General features: G+C 60.4%; 15 protein-coding genes and 1 other RNA gene. All 16 read left to right on the top strand.

What is annotated here, in order from left to right:
* The first annotated feature begins 20 nt into the window (after nt 1-20).
* The 16 genes from PL599_RS04705 (at nt 21) to murB (ending at nt 17,903) form a co-directional block, all read left to right on the top strand.
* Entirely contained in the window at nt 21-560 is a 540-nt protein-coding gene (locus tag PL599_RS04705) for a lytic transglycosylase domain-containing protein (RefSeq protein WP_269823659.1), read from the top strand.
* 92 nt (nt 561-652) lie between these two features.
* Nucleotides 653-1,840, top strand: coding sequence for an FAD-dependent oxidoreductase (locus tag PL599_RS04700; RefSeq protein WP_269823658.1), 1,188 nt, complete (start codon nt 653-655; stop codon nt 1,838-1,840).
* A gap of 59 nt (nt 1,841-1,899) precedes the next feature.
* Nucleotides 1,900-3,090 (top strand): FAD-dependent oxidoreductase, encoded by a 1,191-nt coding sequence (locus tag PL599_RS04695; RefSeq protein WP_269823657.1) that lies wholly within the window; start codon nt 1,900-1,902, stop codon nt 3,088-3,090.
* 56 nt (nt 3,091-3,146) lie between these two features.
* An RNA gene (gene rnpB / locus PL599_RS04690) (RNase P RNA component class A) lies at nt 3,147-3,549 on the top strand.
* Between the two features lie 401 nt (nt 3,550-3,950).
* Nucleotides 3,951-4,391 carry a division/cell wall cluster transcriptional repressor MraZ gene (gene mraZ, locus PL599_RS04685; protein WP_077981666.1) on the top strand — a complete coding sequence of 147 codons (441 nt, stop codon included), beginning with the start codon at nt 3,951-3,953 and terminating at the stop codon, nt 4,389-4,391.
* 14 nt (nt 4,392-4,405) lie between these two features.
* Nucleotides 4,406-5,431: a 16S rRNA (cytosine(1402)-N(4))-methyltransferase RsmH gene (gene rsmH / locus PL599_RS04680; RefSeq protein ID WP_077981667.1), complete on the top strand. Its 1,026-nt coding sequence runs from the start codon at nt 4,406-4,408 to the stop codon at nt 5,429-5,431.
* A gap of 1 nt (nt 5,432) precedes the next feature.
* On the top strand, nt 5,433-5,990 hold the full coding sequence (gene ftsL / locus PL599_RS04675; protein ID WP_077981668.1) for a cell division protein FtsL: 558 nt from the start codon (nt 5,433-5,435) through the stop codon (nt 5,988-5,990).
* Nucleotides 5,990-7,732, top strand: a complete 1,743-nt coding sequence (locus PL599_RS04670; RefSeq protein ID WP_077981669.1) for a peptidoglycan D,D-transpeptidase FtsI family protein — start codon at nt 5,990-5,992, stop codon at nt 7,730-7,732. The genes ftsL and PL599_RS04670 overlap by 1 nt, the downstream gene beginning before the upstream one ends.
* Nucleotides 7,733-7,789: 57 nt before the next feature.
* On the top strand, nt 7,790-9,259 hold the full coding sequence (locus PL599_RS04665; RefSeq protein WP_269823656.1) for a UDP-N-acetylmuramoyl-L-alanyl-D-glutamate--2,6-diaminopimelate ligase: 1,470 nt from the start codon (nt 7,790-7,792) through the stop codon (nt 9,257-9,259).
* Entirely contained in the window at nt 9,256-10,689 is a 1,434-nt protein-coding gene (locus PL599_RS04660; protein WP_077981671.1) for a UDP-N-acetylmuramoylalanyl-D-glutamyl-2,6-diaminopimelate--D-alanyl-D-alanine ligase, read from the top strand. The genes PL599_RS04665 and PL599_RS04660 overlap by 4 nt, the downstream gene beginning before the upstream one ends.
* A gap of 23 nt (nt 10,690-10,712) precedes the next feature.
* A complete protein-coding gene (gene mraY / locus PL599_RS04655) occupies nt 10,713-11,813 on the top strand; it encodes a phospho-N-acetylmuramoyl-pentapeptide-transferase (RefSeq protein WP_003522196.1) in 1,101 nt (366 codons plus the stop codon).
* Between the two features lie 3 nt (nt 11,814-11,816).
* A complete protein-coding gene (gene murD / locus PL599_RS04650) occupies nt 11,817-13,226 on the top strand; it encodes a UDP-N-acetylmuramoyl-L-alanine--D-glutamate ligase (protein WP_269823655.1) in 1,410 nt (469 codons plus the stop codon).
* A gap of 5 nt (nt 13,227-13,231) precedes the next feature.
* The gene (gene ftsW, locus PL599_RS04645; RefSeq protein WP_269823654.1) at nt 13,232-14,386 is read left to right on the top strand and encodes a putative lipid II flippase FtsW; all 1,155 of its coding nucleotides are present in this window, start codon (nt 13,232-13,234) and stop codon (nt 14,384-14,386) included.
* A gap of 6 nt (nt 14,387-14,392) precedes the next feature.
* On the top strand, nt 14,393-15,529 hold the full coding sequence (gene murG / locus PL599_RS04640) for an undecaprenyldiphospho-muramoylpentapeptide beta-N-acetylglucosaminyltransferase (protein ID WP_269823653.1): 1,137 nt from the start codon (nt 14,393-14,395) through the stop codon (nt 15,527-15,529).
* Complete coding sequence (gene murC / locus PL599_RS04635) at nt 15,526-16,941, top strand: UDP-N-acetylmuramate--L-alanine ligase (protein WP_271358924.1); 1,416 nt, start codon at nt 15,526-15,528, stop codon at nt 16,939-16,941. Before murG ends, murC begins: the two co-directional genes overlap by 4 nt.
* Nucleotides 16,938-17,903 carry a UDP-N-acetylmuramate dehydrogenase gene (murB, locus tag PL599_RS04630; protein WP_077981676.1) on the top strand — a complete coding sequence of 322 codons (966 nt, stop codon included), beginning with the start codon at nt 16,938-16,940 and terminating at the stop codon, nt 17,901-17,903. The genes murC and murB overlap by 4 nt, the downstream gene beginning before the upstream one ends.
* Nucleotides 17,904-18,047 lie beyond the last annotated feature (144 nt).

Here is an 18,047-nt window from a genome sequence, read left to right as displayed (position 1 = left end):
TCTGGAGACTTTTTCTACATATGAACAGGGTTGTTGTTGCTGTCGTGGCGAGTGTTGTTATGCTCGCTTCGCAGGCGGGGATTGCTTTTGCCAAAGACGAGGACGTCAAGACCAAAACCGTGACGCTGGAGACCTTCTTCCGCAAGCCCGGTTATCCCATTCCGGAAAAAAACCTGCCTTCCACTCTCAAGAACGGCTATTCCGATCTGATCGTCAAATATGCCAAGCGTTACGGCGTTCCCACCAACCTGGCGCATGCCGTCGTTTCGGTGGAAAGCAAGTTCAACCCCAAGGCCCGCGGCAGCGCAGGCGAGGTCGGGCTGATGCAGATCAAGCCGGCCACGGCGCGGATGATGGGCTATCGCGGCACGACCAAGGCGCTTTACGATCCCGAGACCAATATCCGCTGGGGCATGCAATATCTGGCGACGGCGCATCAGCTGGGCGGCGGTCAAGTGTGCGGCACGATCCTGCGTTACAATGCCGGCCATGGCGCCACCCGCATGAACCCAGTCTCCAAGCGCTATTGTGGCAAGGTGCAGGCGTTGCTGGCCGGCTGAGGCCGGTTTGCATTGCTTGTTAAATTGCGAAAAGCGATTCCGGTTCGGCCCGGCATGCTGTAGTCAGAGGCAAAGCTGATACGGAGCATGACATGCCGGATTTCAAATATATCGTGGTCGGGGCCGGAATGATGGGAGCGGCCGCGGCGCGGCATCTCTCCGTGCAAACGGATGGCGTGGCGCTGATCGGGCCGGACGAACCTGCCGACCGCAAGACGCATCAGGGTGTATTTTCAAGTCATTACGATGAGGCGCGCATCACCCGCGGGTTTGACGGCGATCCGGTCTGGGCGGAGCTGGCGCAACGCTCCATCCGCCGTTATGCGGAGATCGAGGCCAAAAGCGGCATTCGCTTTTTTACCGAAGCAGGCTGTCTGTTCACCGGCAACGGTAAGGGTCTTGCGGGAGATTATGTCTCGCGCGCCCTTTCCTCGGCGGACCGTCTCGGTCTTGGTGTGAAGACACTCGGCACTGATGAGCTGGCTGGCCGGTTTCCGATGTTCTCCCTGCCGGCGGATCACGACGGTTATTTCGAGGCGCAGAATGCCGGCCACGTCAATCCACGCGCCCTGGTGAAGGCGCAGTGCGCCATTGCCGAGATGCAGGGTGCGAAACTGCTGCGCCAGACGGCAGCGCATATTCGCGACACCTCCCATGGCGTAGAGGTTTCGACCCGCGACGGGGCCGCCCATACCGCTGAAAAGGTCATCGTGGCGGCCGGCGGTTTCACCAACATGGCGGAACTTCTGCCTTCTCCCGTCGATATGGCGGCCACGGGCCGCACCATCGTCTTTTTCGAGCTGGATGAGGCGCATCAGGCGTTGTTTGGGGCGATGCCCTCCACCATCGTGCTCGCGGAAACAGAGGACGACATCGTCTATATCCTGCCGCCGGTGCGTTATCCCGATGGCAAGGTCTATCTGAAGATTGGCGGGGAGAGCGAGAAGGGCAGGCTTGAAACGCTCACTGACGCGATGGACTGGTTCCATTCGGACGGGACGCCGGGTGAGGTGGAGTTTCTGAGAAAGCGGGCTTTATCCTTGATGCCGGAACTTGCCGGTTGCCCGGTCACGTCAGGCTCCTGTGTCGCCTCCATCACCCGTAGCGGCTACCCCTATATCGGCTATACGCAGTCCTCCAATATCGCGGTTCTGACCGGCGGCAATTTCGTCTCCGCCAAGTCTTCGGACGAAATCGGCCGGCTGGGCGCCATGCTGCTTTTGAACGGCCAGTTGACCGAGGATGAATTCGCCGCCGAAATGTCGCCGGTTTTCGTCTGACATTCAGGGGCGAAGCAGCTACAAGGTTGCGACGGAAATGAGCGGATGAAGAGGCCGGCATGTCGGGACATTTCAACTATATCGTCGTGGGTCGCGGCATGATGGGTGCCGCCGCCGCCCGCCATTTGGCGGAAACGGCGGAGGGTGTGGCGCTGATCGGTCCCGTTGAGCCTGCCGATATCAAAACCCATCAAGGCGTCTTCGCGAGCCACTACGATGAAGCGCGGATTACCCGCACCATCGATGGTGATGCCGACTGGGCCTTGCTCGCCAACCGTTCCATTGCGCGTTATACCGATATTGCCGCACGCAGTGGTGTCGAGTTTTATGCGCCGGTCGGCTGCCTGATGGTGGGGCCGCAGCGGGGCGGTGCGAATCCTTTTGTCGATGATGTCCTCAAGGCAGCGGCTCGGCGCGGCGTTTCCACGGAACTGCTTGATGACCAGAGCCTGAAAAGCCGCTTTCCCTATTTCTCCTTCGAGCAGGGTTGCGAAGGTGTATTCGAAAAGGACAATGCCGGTTACGTCAACCCGCGCGCGCTGGTGAAAGCGCAGGCTATCCTCGCGGAAAAGGCTGGCGTTACGCTTATCGACGATATCGTCGTCTCGACGCGGGAAGAGCGTGGCCGGGCCTCGGTGCAGACGGTTTCTGGCGCGGTTTATACCGCAGACCGGGTGCTGGTGGCGGCCGGTGGCTTCTCGATCACGAAATATCTGCTGCCGCAGCCGGTAGCACTTAATGTCTATGCACGCACCGTCGCTTTCTTCGAGGTAGATGAGGGCGATCTGGATCAATATGCGGACATGCCGTCGCTGATCTATGAGCCGCGCGACACGACGAAACATATCTATCTTCTGCCGCCGGTGCGTTATCCCGATGGCAAATTCTACCTGAAGATCGGCGGCGATCCCGACGACAAGAGGCTCGGCAGCGACCCGGAAATCCGCGAATGGTTCCGCTCCGGCGGACGCGAAAGCGTGCGTGATCATCTCTCTGACATCGTCGGATCGCTGGTGCCTTCCATCGATCTCTCGCGCATCTCGATGGCCGCCTGCGTCGTCTCCAAAACGCAGAGCGGCTATCCGGCCATCGGCTTCACCGCCTCGCCGAAGATTGCGGTTCTGACCGGCGGTAACGGCACGGCGGCCAAGAGTTCCGATGAGATCGGGCGGCTGGGTGCCCTGCTGCTGCGGGACGGGCAAATCGCCGACGGCGCCTTCTCTACGGATTTCAAACCCGCATTTCTTTGATCTTGGCCGTCGCTTTTCGGTGGCTTTCGCTGCGGAACATGGTTATGCAGCCCAAGCCAGTTGGCCGGGCAGCCGCGCTTTACCAATGTCGAAAGACGGTAAGGTGAGGAAAGTCCGGGCTCCACGGAAATACGGTGCCGGATAACGTCCGGCGGGGGCGACCCCAGGGAAAGTGCCACAGAGAGCAAACCGCCATGCACCCGCATGGTAAGGGTGAAAGGGTGGGGTAAGAGCCCACCGCGCTTCTGGTAACAGCGGCGGCAAGGTAAACCCCACCGGGAGCAAGACCGAATAGGGATGACACGGGATGGGCGAAAGCCCGTTCACAGCCGGTTTCCAGGCCCGTCATCCGGGTGGGTTGCGCGAGGCGGCATGCAAATGCCGTCCCAGATGAATGGCTGCCACGTTCCGGGTCAAACCGGAGCCATACAGAACCCGGCTTACAGGCCAACTGGCGAATTTTCCTTTTCCGTCTTCGACGTGAAACTTCTAAAAAATCTCATCATCATGTTGTTTTTAAACCGGAAAATTATCGGTTTAAGACAATTTTTGTGCCGGTAAACCGCCGTCTTCGCGCACAAAGTAAACCATTCGTTAAACTTAACGGCTTATGAATTTCCGATGCGAAGTCGGTATCGTGCCGGCTTCATCCCATTGACGCCCATAGTGTCCCATGGTATCCCAAATGCACACCACATTGGGTCGTGTTTTTGACCCGCAATCGCTGAAACGTTCGAGGAGCCTGCAAGGGGCTGCTGCAGGGCATGTCGCCCTGGCGCTTGGCGATGTGTCGTGCGTACCGGTGTCGGCTGCGGAGCGGATGAATCGCTTTGGGGCATGCGGTTTTGGCGAGTTGAGTAATGGACCGCTTTTTATCGAACGTGACGAACAGGATCGACGCCAAGGGGCGCGTTTCGGTTCCGTCTCCGTTTCGTTCGGTGCTGGTGAAGCGCGGCATTCAGGAGCTTTATTGTCTCCAGGATTTTGCGTTTCCGGCAATCAGCGTCGGCGGTCCGGATCTGCTGGAGCGCTACGAGCGGCAGATTGCGTCCATGGATGCCTTCTCGCCGCAGGCAAACGCAATGTCGCTGCTGGTTCACGGCGGCGGTGTTTTCATGAAGCTCGACCAGGAAGGTCGATTGATGGTGACGGATTTTGTGCGGGAATTTACCGGCATCTCCACCGAGGTCACCTTCGTCGGGCGGGCGGATCATTTTCAGCTTTGGCAACCGGATGCGTTTTTGGCGGCGCAGGCGGAAGCAAGAGCGGGGCGCGGTTTTTCGGCTGCTCGCCCCGCCTAGGACGGGGACAGTCAATGGCGGCGAATTCTGGCGGACGATCTTCTGATGCCGATGGCGGACCTCAGCGCCATATTCCTGTGCTGCTTCGCGAAGTCATCACCGCGCTTGAACCCGCCCCCGGCAAGGTCATTCTGGATGGCACTTTCGGTGCCGGCGGCTACACCCAGGCCATCCTCGATCAGGGCGCAAATGTCATCGCGCTGGACCGTGATCCCACCGCGATCGCCGGTGGCCAGGCGATGGTCGCGGCCAATGGCGGCAGGCTTTCGCTTATTCAATCGCAATTTTCCGATCTCGCAAAACATGCGCCCGAAAGCGGCCTCGATGGCGTCGTTCTCGATATTGGCGTGTCCTCCATGCAGATCGATGAGGCCGAACGCGGTTTCTCCTTTCAGAAGAACGGCCCTCTCGACATGCGCATGTCGGGTTCCGGCGTTTCTGCCGCCGATGTCGTCAATCGTGCGAAGGTCGGCGATCTCATTCGCATTTTCGGTTTTCTCGGTGAAGAAAAGCAGCCGGGTCGCATCGCCCGCGCCATCGAGAAGAAGCGGGCGGAAGAGCCCTTCCGCACCACCCGCGACCTGGCGGGCCTGATCGAGATCGTCACGCCGCGGAAAGCCAAAGACAAGATTCACCCGGCAACGCGGGTGTTCCAGGCGCTGCGTGTTTTCGTCAATGACGAGCTGGGCGAACTGGCGCAGGCCTTGTTTGCCGCCGAGCAGGTTCTGAAGCCCGGCGGCCGGCTGGTCGTCGTTACCTTCCATTCTTTGGAAGACCGTATCGTCAAAAAATTCTTCTCCGACCGTTCGGGCAAGGCCGCCGGTTCGAGGCATCTGCCGATGGTGGAGGACAAGCCCGCCATTTTCGAGAATATCGGCAAGCCGATGATCGCTGCCAGCGACGAGGAGGCGGAGCTTAATCCGCGGGCCCGTTCGGCCAAGCTTCGTGCGGGCCTGCGCACCACGGCACCGGCGCGTGCTGCAGATTTCTCGATTTTCGAGCTTCCCGATCTCGCCAGCCTTGAAAAGATGGGAGGCTGATATGCTGCGCACTTTCGATGTCATCTTGATGGGGGTCATGGTCGCTGCGGCGGTCGTGACCTATTCGATCAAGCACAAGGCCGATCTGAAGCTTGAAGAGGTCCGCAAGCTGGAGGCCGAGATCAAGCTTGAGAAAGATACGATCGATCTCCTGCGGGCCGACTGGGCGCTGCTGACGCAGCCGAACCGTTTGCACCGGCTCGTGAATGCCTATCAGGACGAACTTGGTCTTTCGCCGACCCTGCCGACGCAATTGGCACAGCCGCGTGAACTGCCGATGCTGCGCTCGCAATTGCCGCAGCCGCCCGAGCCTGAAGGAATGAGCGTCGAGGATGTCATCGCCGCCGCTGTCAACGGCTCGAAGCCGGGGGCCACGCTGGGTGGCGCTTCCAAGCCCAAATCGCCGCCCGCGGGCCAGATTGCCGTAAACGGCGTTCCAGTGCCCACGCCCCGTGCGCGCGTTTCACGTCCGGCGCCGGCGCCTGTGCCGGTCGCTTCCGCCGCCGGCGATGAATCCGGCGATATGGATGAAACCATAACAGGATCGGTGAACCGCTGATGTCTTTTCTCTCCCGCGTCATGGTTTTGAAGAGCAAGGCTCATTTTTCAGCCAGCACCACCGGTATCCATACCGACCATGCGGCGTTTGAAGGCGCGCGCAAGAAGCGCGCGGCGCAGGCGAAAAGCCGCGTCGGCCTTCTCATTTTTGGCTTCGTCGCATTTTACGCCGTCGTCGGCGGCCGTCTCGTGCAATATGGCATGGCGGAACAGGAAACGGTATCGAGCATCGCGCCCGCAGACCGGCTGATGGCGTCGCGTCCCGATCTTCTCGACCGCAACGGCGAGGTGCTGGCCACCGATATTCGCACCGTCTCGCTGTTTGCCGAGCCGCATCGCATTGTCGATATCGACGAGGCCATCGAGAAGCTGCGCACCGTCCTGCCGGATCTCGACCAGCGCAGCACCTATCAGAAGCTTACCTCCAACTCGCGTTTCCAGTGGCTGCGCCGCCAACTGACGCCGAAGCAGCAGAGCCAGATCCTGGCGCTCGGCATTCCCGGCATCGGCTTCCGCCCGGAAAAGCGCCGCTTTTATCCCGGCGGGCCGACCGCCGCCCATGTCGTCGGCCACGTCAATATCGACAATCGCGGCGTTGCCGGCATGGAACGTTACGTCGATAGCCAGGGCCTGGCCGATCTGACGGCGCTCGGCATGACCAGCGACCAGCCGCTGGAGCCGGTGAAGCTTTCGATAGATCTGCGCGTGCAGTCCATCGTGCGTGAAGTTGTAACCGCCGCCATTGCCAAATTTCGTGCGATCGGCGCAGGCGCTGTGGTTCTGGATGTGCATACTGGCGAGGTTCTCGCCATGGCCTCCGTGCCGGATTACGATCCGAACAACCCGGCCGAAGGCGCCAAGGAAGGCTGGCTCAACCGCATGTCGAACGGCACGTTCGAGATGGGTTCCACCTTCAAGTCCTTCACCATTGCCATGGGCCTCGATTCGGGCCGTGTCCATCTCGGTGACACTTTCGATGCGCGTTATCCGATCCGCATCGGCGGCTTCACCATCAAGGACTTCCACGGCAAGGGCCGCATGCTCTCGGTGCCGGAAATCTTTCAGTATTCGTCCAACATCGGTACGGCGAAAATCGCCGATACTGTTGGCACCGAAGGCCACAAGGAATTCCTGACGCGGCTCGGTCTTCTCACCCGCATGCACACCGAACTGCCAGAAGTGGCGATGCCATCGCAGCCGCGCGAATGGAAGAAGATCAATTCCATCACCATTTCCTTCGGCCATGGCGTTTCCACGACGCCGTTGCAGACGGCGGTTGCCGGTGCGGCACTCGTCAATGGCGGTAAACTGATCGAACCGACCTTCCTGCCGCGCACCCGTGAACAGGCGGATCAGGTGGCAAAGCAGGTGTTGAAGCCTGGCGCCAGCAAGGATATGCGCTTCCTCTTCGAATGGAACGGCGTCAACGGTTCCGGCCGCAATGCGCGTGTCGATGGTTTCAACGTCGGCGGCAAGACCGGTACGGCCGACAAGGTCGTCAACGGCCGCTACGTGCACGACAAGAACTTCAACGCCTTCCTGTCGGCCTTTCCAATGGACGATCCGCAATATGTCGTGCTGTCGTTCATCGACGAGCCGAAGACGGACAAGGGCAATGGCGCGGCGCTCGCCGGCACGTCTGCAGCCCCCATGGTGCACGATATCATCAGTCGCACGGCGGCCGTACTGGGCGTGAAGCCGAAGTTCGGCAAGGATGGCTCGGCCTTGCTCGTGTCTTATTGATTGTTAGCTTATGATGTTCCGGCGATTCGCGCCGGGGGGACAAGACGGACACAGTCGATGAATTTGCGAGATATATCCGGAAATACGTTTCCGGAATTGAAGGAATTGCTCCTGTCTGAGATCGGGGCGATTGAAATCGGGGGGATCACCGCAGACAGCCGCAAGGCTGCGCCGGGCAGCCTGTTCGTTGCGGTTTCTGGCACCAAGGCCGATGGTACGACCTATGTGAAGGACGCGGTTGCCAAGGGGGCCGTTGCCGTTGTTTCCGGGCACGCGGTGGAAGCCGACGTGCCGGTTCTGGTCGTCACCGACCCACGCCTTTATCTCTCCCATGCCGCTTCCCGCTTTTATGGAAAACAACCGGAAATAATGGTCGCCGTTACCGGTACCGCAGGAAAGACCTCGGTTGCTTCCTTTGTACGGCAAATCTGGGCTTTCGCCGGCCATGCCGCAGCCCAGATCGGCACGACCGGCGTCATTGCTCCTGGCCGCGAGGATTACGGCGCGCTGACGACGCCCGATCCGGTGACGCTGCATGCGCTTCTGGCCGAGCTTGCGGACGAGGGCGTCACCCATGCTGCGATGGAAGCGTCCAGCCACGGTCTTGACCAGCGCCGCCTTGATGGCGTCCACCTATTTGCGGCCGGCTTCACCAATCTTGGCCGCGATCACATGGATTACCATCCGACCGTCGAGGATTACATGGCCGCGAAGATGCGGCTTTTCGATACGCTGATGGAAAAAGGGGCTCCCGCCGTGATCTTCGCCGACGACCCATGGTCGGACAAGGCGATCCGGGCAGCGCAGGAAGCAGGTCTCGATGTCCGCACCGTCGGTCGCAATGGCCAGTATCTCACTTTGAAGCGGGTCGAGCATTTCCGCCACAAGCAGATGGTCGAAGTGCATCATGACGGTGTCATCCATGAAGTCGACATCCCGCTCGCGGGTGATTTCCAGGTGGCCAACGCGCTGGTCGCCGCCGGTCTCGCCATGTCCACGGGTGTTCCCGCGGCAACGGCGCTGAAGGCGCTTGAAAAGCTGATTGGCGCCGCCGGTCGTTTGGAACTCGTGGGCCAGACGAAGAACGGCGCGCTTGCCTATGTGGATTACGCTCATAAGCCCGATGCGCTGGAGAACGTGCTGACCTCGGTGCGGCCCTTCACCTCCGGCCGCATCATCACCGTTTTCGGCTGCGGCGGTGACCGCGACAAGGGCAAGCGACCGATCATGGGCGAGGTGGCGACGCGGCTTTCCGACATCGTCATCGTCACCGACGACAATCCGCGTTCGGAAGATGCTGCAACGATCCGTTCCGAAGTCATGGCGGCAGCACCCGGCGCATTGGAAATCGGCGACAGGGCGGACGCTATCCGCCATGCGGTGTCGCTGCTTTCGCATGGCGATACGCTGATCGTCGCAGGCAAGGGCCATGAAGAGGGGCAGATCGTCGGTTCCGTAACGCTGCCTTTTTCCGATCATGAACAGGTGCGCGCTGCACTGGCAGGGCTGGAAGGATCGAAGATTTGAGCTGGTTATGGACAGTCGCCGACATGATCGCCATCACGGCAGGACGCCCCGTGGGCAACCTGCCGACCGGAATCACCGGCATTTCCATCGACAGCCGGACGGTCAAATCGGGCGAAGCGTTCTTCGCCATCAAGGGTGATCGGGTGGACGGTCACGACTATACGAGTTTCGCGGTTGCGAATGGGGCAGGACTTCTGGTCGTTGCCGAAGCCAAGCTGCCGGCGCTCGGTCGTCTGACCGTGCCGATGATCGTGGTGGAAGATGTGCTCGCAGCCCTTGGCAAGCTTGCCCTTGCCGCGCGCGAAAGAACGTCGGCGCGCATCATCGCGGTGACGGGTTCGGTGGGCAAGACAACGACCAAGGAAATGCTGCGGCAGGCTCTGGCCCCTTCGGGGCGGGTGCATGCGGCGGTGGCGTCCTTCAACAACCATTGGGGCGTGCCGCTGACGCTCGCACGCATGCCTGCCGATACGGAATTCGGCGTGTTCGAAATCGGCATGAACCATTCCGGCGAAATCCGGCCGCTGGTAAAGATGGTCCGCCCGCATGTGGCGATCATCACCACCATCGCGGCGGCCCATCTCGGCAATTTCAAGAATATCGAAGAGATCGCCGCCGCCAAGGCGGAGATTTTCGAAGGCGTGGAAGAAGGTGGTTCGGTCATCCTCAACCGCGATAACGCCCAGTTCGAACAGCTGGAAGAGGCGGCGCAGGAACAGGGTATCGAACATATCCTCACCTTCGGCCAGCACGCCAAGGCCGATTTCCGCCTTGCAGACTTCGAGAGCACGACAACGGGCTCGACGATCTGGGCGATCCTCAATGGTGAAACCAGCGAGCTGCATCTCAACATTCCCGGCCGGCATATTGCAGACAATGCGATGGCGGTGCTCGGCGCCGTGGCGATCACGGGCGCCAATCTTGATCGCGCCTTCGAGGTGCTTGGATCGCTTGAGGCGGTGAAGGGGCGCGGCCAGCGTCACCACCTTCAGATCAACGGCGGCTCCTTCCTGCTGATCGATGAAAGCTACAACGCCAATCCCGCCTCCATGCGGGCGTCGATTGCCGTGCTGGCGGAAACGCCGACGCAGGGCCATGGCCGTCGCGTCGCGGTTCTCGGCGACATGCTGGAGATGGGTGAATTTTCCGCGCAGTTGCACGAAGAGCTGGCCGGCCCGCTGCTTGCTGCCGGTATCGAACATGTCTGGCTCGCGGGCGAAGCGATGGCCGCGCTGCGCGACGCGTTGCCGGACAGCGTCACCGTCATCTGGTTCCCGACGACGGCGGAACTCACCGATTTCGCCCTGCAATGGGTGCAACCGGGAGACGCGCTGATGGTAAAATCGTCACTTGGCCTCGGTTTCGGCAAGATTGTCGCCGCCCTGCTTGACAAGTATCCGGCATTCCCCGAGACGGAACGCCAAGTCTGAAATAGCCTTTTGAAAGGGCAATTATGCTGATCTGGCTCGTCGAACTGTCGGATAAAATTCAAATCTTCAACCTGTTCCGGTACATCACCTTCCGGGCGGGTGCTGCAATGTTCACCTCTGCGTTGATCGTCTTCCTGTTCGGACCGGCGATCATCAACTCGCTGCGCGTGCGCCAGGGCAAGGGCCAGCCGATCCGCGCCGACGGACCGCAGACGCATTTCAAGAAGGCCGGCACGCCGACCATGGGTGGCTTGATGATCCTCGCCGGCATTCTCGGCGGTTCGCTGCTCTGGGGTGACCTGTCGAATGTCTATGTCGTTGCCGTTCTGATGGTGACGCTCGGTTTCGGCGCCATCGGCTTTTACGACGATTATCTGAAAGTGACGAAGCAGAGCGACAAGGGTTTCTCCGGCAAGGCCCGTCTCGGCATCGAATTCCTGATCGCGGCGATTGCCGTGTTCTTCATGATGAAAATGGCGCTTGCCTCCGCACCGCATGGCGGCACGCTCGGCAGCTCCATCGCCTTTCCCTTCTTCAAGGAATTCGTGATCAATCTCGGTTATTTCTTCGTGCTGTTCGGCGCTTTCGTCATCGTCGGCGCGGGCAATGCGGTGAACCTGACCGATGGTCTCGATGGTCTTGCCATCGTGCCGGTCATGATCGCTGCCGCCACCTTCGGCGTGATCGCCTATCTCGCCGGTAACGCGGTTTTTGCCAATTACCTGCAGATCAATTTCGTGCCCGGCACGGGTGAACTCGCCGTCATCGTCGGCGCGGTCATCGGCGCGGGCCTCGGCTTCCTCTGGTTCAATGCGCCGCCCGCCGCCATTTTCATGGGTGATACGGGTTCTTTGGCGCTTGGCGGTCTCATCGGCTCCATCGCCGTCGCCACCAAGCACGAGATCGTCATGGTCATCGTCGGTGGTCTGTTCGTCATGGAAACGCTGTCGGTCATCATCCAGGTCTTCTGGTTCAAGCGCACCGGCAGACGCGTTTTCCTGATGGCGCCGATCCATCACCATTTCGAGAAAAAGGGCTGGACGGAGAGCCAGGTGGTCATCCGTTTCTGGATCATCTCCGTGGGCCTTGCGCTGCTCGGCCTCGCCACCCTGAAGCTGAGGTGAGCGATGATCCCGGTCACGTCGTTTAGGGGTAAGAAGGTCGCTCTCTTCGGGCTTGGCGGTTCCGGTCTCGTCACCGCGCGGGCGCTGGTAGCCGGCGGTGCTGATGTCGTGGCTTTCGACGACAATCCCGACAGTGTCGCGAAGGCTGAGGCCGAGGGTATTACGACTGCGGATCTCCACACGATTGACTGGTCTTCGTTTTCCTCGTTTGTGCTGGCTCCGGGAGTCCCGTTGACGCATCCGAAGCCGCATTGGTCGGTGGACCTTGCGAAGGCGGCGGGCGTCGAAGTGATCGGCGATATCGAGCTTTTCATCCGTGAGCGGCGGGCGCATGCACCGGATTGCCCTTTTATCGCGATTACCGGCACCAACGGCAAGTCGACGACGACGGCACTGATCGCGCATATTCTGCAATCATCGGGCCGCGATACCCAGCTCGGCGGCAATATCGGCACGGCTGTGCTGAGCCTCGATCCGCCCAAGGCGCAACGCTTCTACGTGGTGGAATGCTCGTCCTACCAGATCGATCTGGCACCGACGATCAATCCGACCGCCGGTATCCTGCTCAATCTGACGCCTGATCATCTCGACCGGCACGGTACGATGCAGCACTATGCCGACGTCAAGGAACGGCTGGTTGCCGGCAGCGGCACGGCGATTGTTGGTGTGGATGACAGCTATTCGACACTGATTGCCGACCGTATCGAGCGTGCTGGTGTGAAGGTCGAGCGCATTTCCAAGCGCAATGTCGTTTCCGAAGGTCTTTATGCCGAAGGCAGCCGCATCTTACGTGCTCATGGCGGCACGTCTTCGCTGCTGGTCGATCTCGACGGTATCCAGACCCTGCGCGGCAGTCACAATGCGCAGAATGCGGCGGCGGCAATTGCGGCCTGCCTCGCCGTCGGTGTTTCCGAAGATGAGGTTCGTGTCGGTCTCAAGTCCTTCCCCGGCCTCAAGCACCGCATGCAACCGGTTGGCCGGCGTGGCAATGTGACCTTCGTCAATGACAGCAAGGCCACCAATGCCGATGCGGCGGCACCGGCCTTGTCGAGCTATGAACGCATCTACTGGATTGCGGGCGGTCTGCCGAAGGCCGGCGGTATTGCCAGCCTTGCGCCGCTCTTCCCGCGCATCGCCAAGGCCTATCTGATCGGCGAGGCGGCGGCGGAATTTGCAGCGACGCTCGGCGAAGCGGTGCCGTACGAAATATCCGGCACGCTGGACAAAGCGGTGCAGCATGCGGCGGCGGATGCGGAAAAAGACGCGACAGCCGGCAATATCGTGATGTTGTCCCCGGCTTGCGCAAGCTTCGATCAATATAAGAACTTTGAAATCAGAGGTGATTCGTTTGTCGCGCAGGTTGCGGCGCTCGATGGCATGACGATGCTCGTTCACTCTGGAAAAGGGGACTGAAGGCCATGGTAAGCCGAATTGATCGCGGTCCGGTCGCGGAATGGTTCTGGACCATCGACCGTTTCTTTCTGGCGGCGTTCATCGCGCTGATGGGCATCGGGCTGATGCTATCCTTTGCGGCGTCGCCGGCGGTTGCCGAGCGCATCGGTCTCAACAGCTTCTTCTTCGTTGAGCGTCAGGCGATGTTCATGGTGCCGTCGCTGGCGATCATGGTCGGCCTTTCCTTCCTGTCGCCGCGCCAGGTGCGCCGTGTGGCGGTCATCATGCTGATCGCGTCGCTGCTGATGATGATCTTCGCGCTGTTCTTCGGCATCGAGGTCAAGGGCGCGCGGCGCTGGATTTCCATCGGCACATTCTCGATCCAGCCTTCGGAATTCATGAAGCCAGCCTTCGTCATCGTCTGCGCCTGGCTCTTTGCGGAGCGAGCACGCCACCCGGAAATTCCAGGCAATCTCTTCGCCATCATCACATTCGGCATCGTAGCTGCACTTCTGATCGCCCAGCCGGACTTCGGTCAGACGATCCTGACATCGGTGGTCTGGGGCGGCATGTTCTTCATGGCGGGCGTGCCGTGGTTCTGGATCATCATGCTCGGCGGCCTCGGCGTCGGCGGCATTATTACAGCCTATCTCATGTTGCCGCACGTCGCGGGCCGTATCGACCGATTCTGGACGGGAGAGGGCGACACGTTCCAGGTGGACACGGCCCGCGAGGCGATCATTCGCGGTGACTGGTTCGGGCGCGGACCGGGCGAGGGCATCGTCAAGCGCATCATTCCCGATAGCCATACCGACTTCATCTTCTCGGTGGCGGCGGAAGAGTTCGGCATCGTTTTCTGCATGTTCCTTGTCGCCATCTTTGCCTTCATCGTGCTGCGTGGCCTGTCGCACGCCTTCAAGGAGAAGGACGATTTCTGCCGTTTTGCCGTGGCCGGTCTGGTGCTTCAAATCGGCATGCAGTCGATGATCAATATCGGCGTTAATCTGGAGCTGATGCCCGCCAAGGGCATGACGTTGCCGCTGATTTCCTATGGTGGTTCGTCGATGATGGCGATCTGCGTGACCGCCGGCTTCCTTCTGGCGCTGACACGCCACAGACCCGAAAAGCGGGCGCAGGAGCGAAGTTTCTTCCGCGTCGGTTCCGGCGTTCCTGCGGAGTAAACGATCATGAGCAAGGGTGTTGTTCTTCTTGCCGCCGGTGGAACCGGCGGCCATGTGTTTCCGGCGGAAGCCCTGGCGCATACGCTGAAGGCGCGCGGTTATCAGGTGCATCTCGTCACTGACAGCCGCGCAGAGCGTTATGCCGGCAAGTTTCCGGCCGATGAAATTCACGTTGTGCCATCGGCCACCATCGGCTCGAAGAACCCGATTTCGGTCGTGCGTTCGCTCTGGAAGCTATGGGTGGGCCTGCGTGCCGCCCGCCGGCTGGTGACGAAACTGAAGCCGGTCGCGGTTGTCGGTTTCGGCGGTTATCCCACCGTGCCGCCGCTTCTGGCCTCCACCGGACTTGGCGTTCCCTCGATCATTCACGAGCAGAATGCGGTGATGGGCCGCGCCAACAAGGCGCTCGCCGGACGCGTGAAGGCGATTGCCGGCGGTTTCCTGCCGCCCGCCAACGGCCAATATTCCGACAAGACGGTGGCAACAGGCAATCCGGTGCGTCCTGCGGTGCTGGCGGCATCCGAAATTCCCTATACGCCCTCACAGACGGGCGAGACTTTCCAGCTTGTGGTTTTCGGCGGCAGCCAGGGCGCGCAGTTCTTTTCCAGCGCCGTTCCGGCGGCGATCTGCCTGATGAAGGACGAGCAGCGCAAACGTATCGTCGTGACCCAGCAGGCGCGCCCCGAAGACAAGGACAGCGTCATCGCCTCCTATCAGAAGCTCGGTGTGAAGGCTGAGGTTTCGCCTTTCTTCGGCGACATGGCCTCGCGCATCGGTGAGGCCGATCTCGTCATCAGCCGCTCGGGCGCCTCGACCGTATCGGAGCTTTCGGTGATCGGCCGTCCGTCGATCCTCGTTCCCTATCCGCATGCGCTGGACCATGATCAGGCGGCGAATGCGGCCGCACTTTCGGCGGCGGGCGGGGCAAGCGTCATCAAGCAGGCGGACCTGTCGCCGCAGAAGCTTTCCAGCCTGTTGTCGTCGGCGCTTGCCGAGCCGGATCGTCTTTCGGCAACGGCAGCAGCGGCCAAGGCGACCGGCAAGCCCCATGCGGCGGATGTGCTGGCCGATCTGGTCGAAGCGATTGCCGAAGGCCGGTCCGTACAGGAATTCAAGAAGAAGAATGAAGGAGTTGGGGCATGAAGATGCCGAAAGCCATAGGCCTTGTGCATTTTATCGGCATAGGCGGGATCGGCATGAGCGGCATTGCCGAAGTGCTTCACAATCTCGGCCATCGCGTGCAGGGGTCGGATCAGGCCGAAAGCGCCAATGTGCAGCGCCTGCGCGACAAGGGCATCGAGGTTTTTGTCGGTCACACGGCGGATAATATCGGCGATGCCGAGGTCGTGGTCGTTTCGACTGCCATCAAGAAGAACAATCCGGAACTCATCGCCGCGCGGGAAAAGCACCTGCCGATCGTTCGCCGTGCGGAAATGCTGGCCGAACTGATGCGTTTCCGTAATGCCATCGCCATTGGCGGCACCCATGGCAAGACCACGACCACCTCCATGGTCGCGACGCTGCTGGAAGCTGGCAATCTCGATCCGACCGTTATCAATGGCGGTATCATCAATGCCTATGGCACCAATGCCCGCATGGGCGAGGGTGAGTGGATGGTGGTGGAAGCGGACGAATCCGACGGCACCTTCCTGAAACTCCCCGCCGATGTGGCCGTCATCACCAATATCGATCCCGAGCATCTGGATCATTATGGAAATTTCGATGCCGTGCGCGCGGCTTTCCGACAGTTCGTCGAGAACGTGCCGTTCTACGGTTTCGGTGTCATGTGCCTCGATCATCCCGAAGTGCAGGCGCTGGTGGGCCGCATCGAGGACCGCAAAGTCATCACCTACGGTGAGAACCCGCAGGCCGACGTGCGTTTTTCGAATGTGCGCATCGATGGCACGCGCTCGGTGTTCGATGTGGAAATCCGCCGTCGCCGCACCGGTAAGATTTTCTCCTTCAAGGACCTCGTCCTGCCGATGCCCGGCCGCCATAATGTGTCGAATGCGACGGCGGCGATTGCTGTTGCCAATCGTCTCGGCATTTCGGAAGCCGACATCAAGAAGGGCCTTGCCTCCTTCGGCGGCGTCAAGCGGCGCTTCACGCTGACGGGCGAAGCCAATGGGGTGCAGGTTTTTGACGATTACGGTCACCATCCGGTGGAGATCAAGGCTGTGCTGAGGGCGGCGCGGGAGGCGTGCAAGGGCCGTATCATCGCCGTGCATCAGCCGCACCGCTACAGCCGCCTTTCCAGCTTGTTCGACGATTTCGCCCATTGTTTCAACGATGCCGATACGATTCTTCTTGCCCCGGTCTATGCCGCGGGCGAAGATCCTATCGAAGGTGCAAGCTCGGAAGCGCTGGTTTCGGCCATCAAAGCCGCGGGCCACCGGGACGCCCGTTTTCTCGAGAAACGGGAAGATCTCGCCTCAGTGGTGACAGGCATTGCGAATCCGGGTGATTTCGTGGTTCTCTTGGGGGCTGGAAATATCACGCAATGGGCAGCAGTACTGCCTTCGGAATTGAAGAGCATATCAGGAAAGTCTGAATGAGACAGGTCGATGGGGTTAAATTGCTGGGGAGGCTCGGCGACGGGGTAAAGGAATTGCGGGGACGTCTGACACCGGATGCGCCCATGGACCGCGTGACCTGGTTCAGAGCCGGCGGTCTTGCTGAAGTCATGTTCCAGCCGCACGATACGGACGATCTGATCGCCTTCCTGAAAATTCTGCCGGAAGACGTGCCCTTGACCGTGGTCGGCGTCGGCTCGAACCTTCTGGTGCGTGATGGCGGCATTCCGGGCGTTGTCGTCCGTCTGTCGGCCAAGGGGTTCGGCCAGGTGGAGCTTGCCGGTGAAAACCGCATCAAGGCGGGCGCGATCTGCCCGGACAAGCATATTGCGGCCATGGCCATGGACAATGGCATTGGCGGCTTCCATTTCTATTACGGCATTCCCGGCTCCATCGGTGGTGCGCTGCGCATGAATGCCGGCGCCAATGGCGGCGAGACGCGCGAGCGTGTTGTGGAGGTCTATGCGGTCGACCGTCAGGGCAACCAGCATGTGCTTTCCAACGCGGATATGGGCTATAGCTATCGCCATTCCGACGCCGACAAGGACCTGATCTTTACCGGCGCGTTGTTTGAGGGTTATCCGGAAGACAAGGCGAAAATCCGCGCCGATATGGATGCCGTGCGCCACCACCGCGAAACAGTGCAGCCGATCCGCGAACAGACCGGTGGTTCCACCTTCAAGAATCCCGAAGGTCATTCCGCGTGGGAACTGATCGATGAGGCGGGCGGTCGCGGTCTGGTTATTGGCGGCGCGCAGATGTCGTCGCTGCATTGCAATTTCATGATCAATACCGGCCATGCGACCGGTTACGATCTGGAATATCTCGGCGAAACCATCCGCAGGCGCGTGTTCGAGAAGTCTGGCATCCGGCTGGAATGGGAAATCAAGCGCCTCGGCCTCTTCATGCCGGGTCGTGAAGTGGAGCCGTTCCTCGGGGCATAAACCTCGGTGAATACTGCATATTACAAGAAAATTTGCTTTTGATCGACTGTTGCGTGTATCGTAACGGTCGATCAATGTTTTTTACTATATCTTTTGGGTTAAATACTTGATCGGCCTGGGCGATGTCTCGGTTTTGAATTTTAT

It is taken from the genome of Agrobacterium sp. ST15.16.055, assembly GCF_027956555.1.
GTDB lineage: Bacteria > Pseudomonadota > Alphaproteobacteria > Rhizobiales > Rhizobiaceae > Agrobacterium > Agrobacterium salinitolerans.
The sequence above is the reverse complement of the archived record's forward strand: the minus strand, read 5'-3'. Positions and strand labels throughout refer to the sequence as shown.

Coding starts and splice junctions, on each gene's coding strand:
- PL599_RS04705 (WP_269823659.1), top strand. CDS start 21: ATGAACAGGGTTGTTGTTGCTGTCGTGGCGAGTGTTGTTATGCTCGCT.
- PL599_RS04700 (WP_269823658.1), top strand. CDS start 653: ATGCCGGATTTCAAATATATCGTGGTCGGGGCCGGAATGATGGGAGCG.
- PL599_RS04695 (WP_269823657.1), top strand. CDS start 1,900: ATGTCGGGACATTTCAACTATATCGTCGTGGGTCGCGGCATGATGGGT.
- mraZ (WP_077981666.1), top strand. CDS start 3,951: ATGGACCGCTTTTTATCGAACGTGACGAACAGGATCGACGCCAAGGGG.
- rsmH (WP_077981667.1), top strand. CDS start 4,406: ATGGCGGCGAATTCTGGCGGACGATCTTCTGATGCCGATGGCGGACCT.
- ftsL (WP_077981668.1), top strand. CDS start 5,433: ATGCTGCGCACTTTCGATGTCATCTTGATGGGGGTCATGGTCGCTGCG.
- PL599_RS04670 (WP_077981669.1), top strand. CDS start 5,990: ATGTCTTTTCTCTCCCGCGTCATGGTTTTGAAGAGCAAGGCTCATTTT.
- PL599_RS04665 (WP_269823656.1), top strand. CDS start 7,790: ATGAATTTGCGAGATATATCCGGAAATACGTTTCCGGAATTGAAGGAA.
- mraY (WP_003522196.1), top strand. CDS start 10,713: ATGCTGATCTGGCTCGTCGAACTGTCGGATAAAATTCAAATCTTCAAC.
- murD (WP_269823655.1), top strand. CDS start 11,817: ATGATCCCGGTCACGTCGTTTAGGGGTAAGAAGGTCGCTCTCTTCGGG.
- ftsW (WP_269823654.1), top strand. CDS start 13,232: ATGGTAAGCCGAATTGATCGCGGTCCGGTCGCGGAATGGTTCTGGACC.
- murG (WP_269823653.1), top strand. CDS start 14,393: ATGAGCAAGGGTGTTGTTCTTCTTGCCGCCGGTGGAACCGGCGGCCAT.
- murC (WP_271358924.1), top strand. CDS start 15,526: ATGAAGATGCCGAAAGCCATAGGCCTTGTGCATTTTATCGGCATAGGC.
- murB (WP_077981676.1), top strand. CDS start 16,938: ATGAGACAGGTCGATGGGGTTAAATTGCTGGGGAGGCTCGGCGACGGG.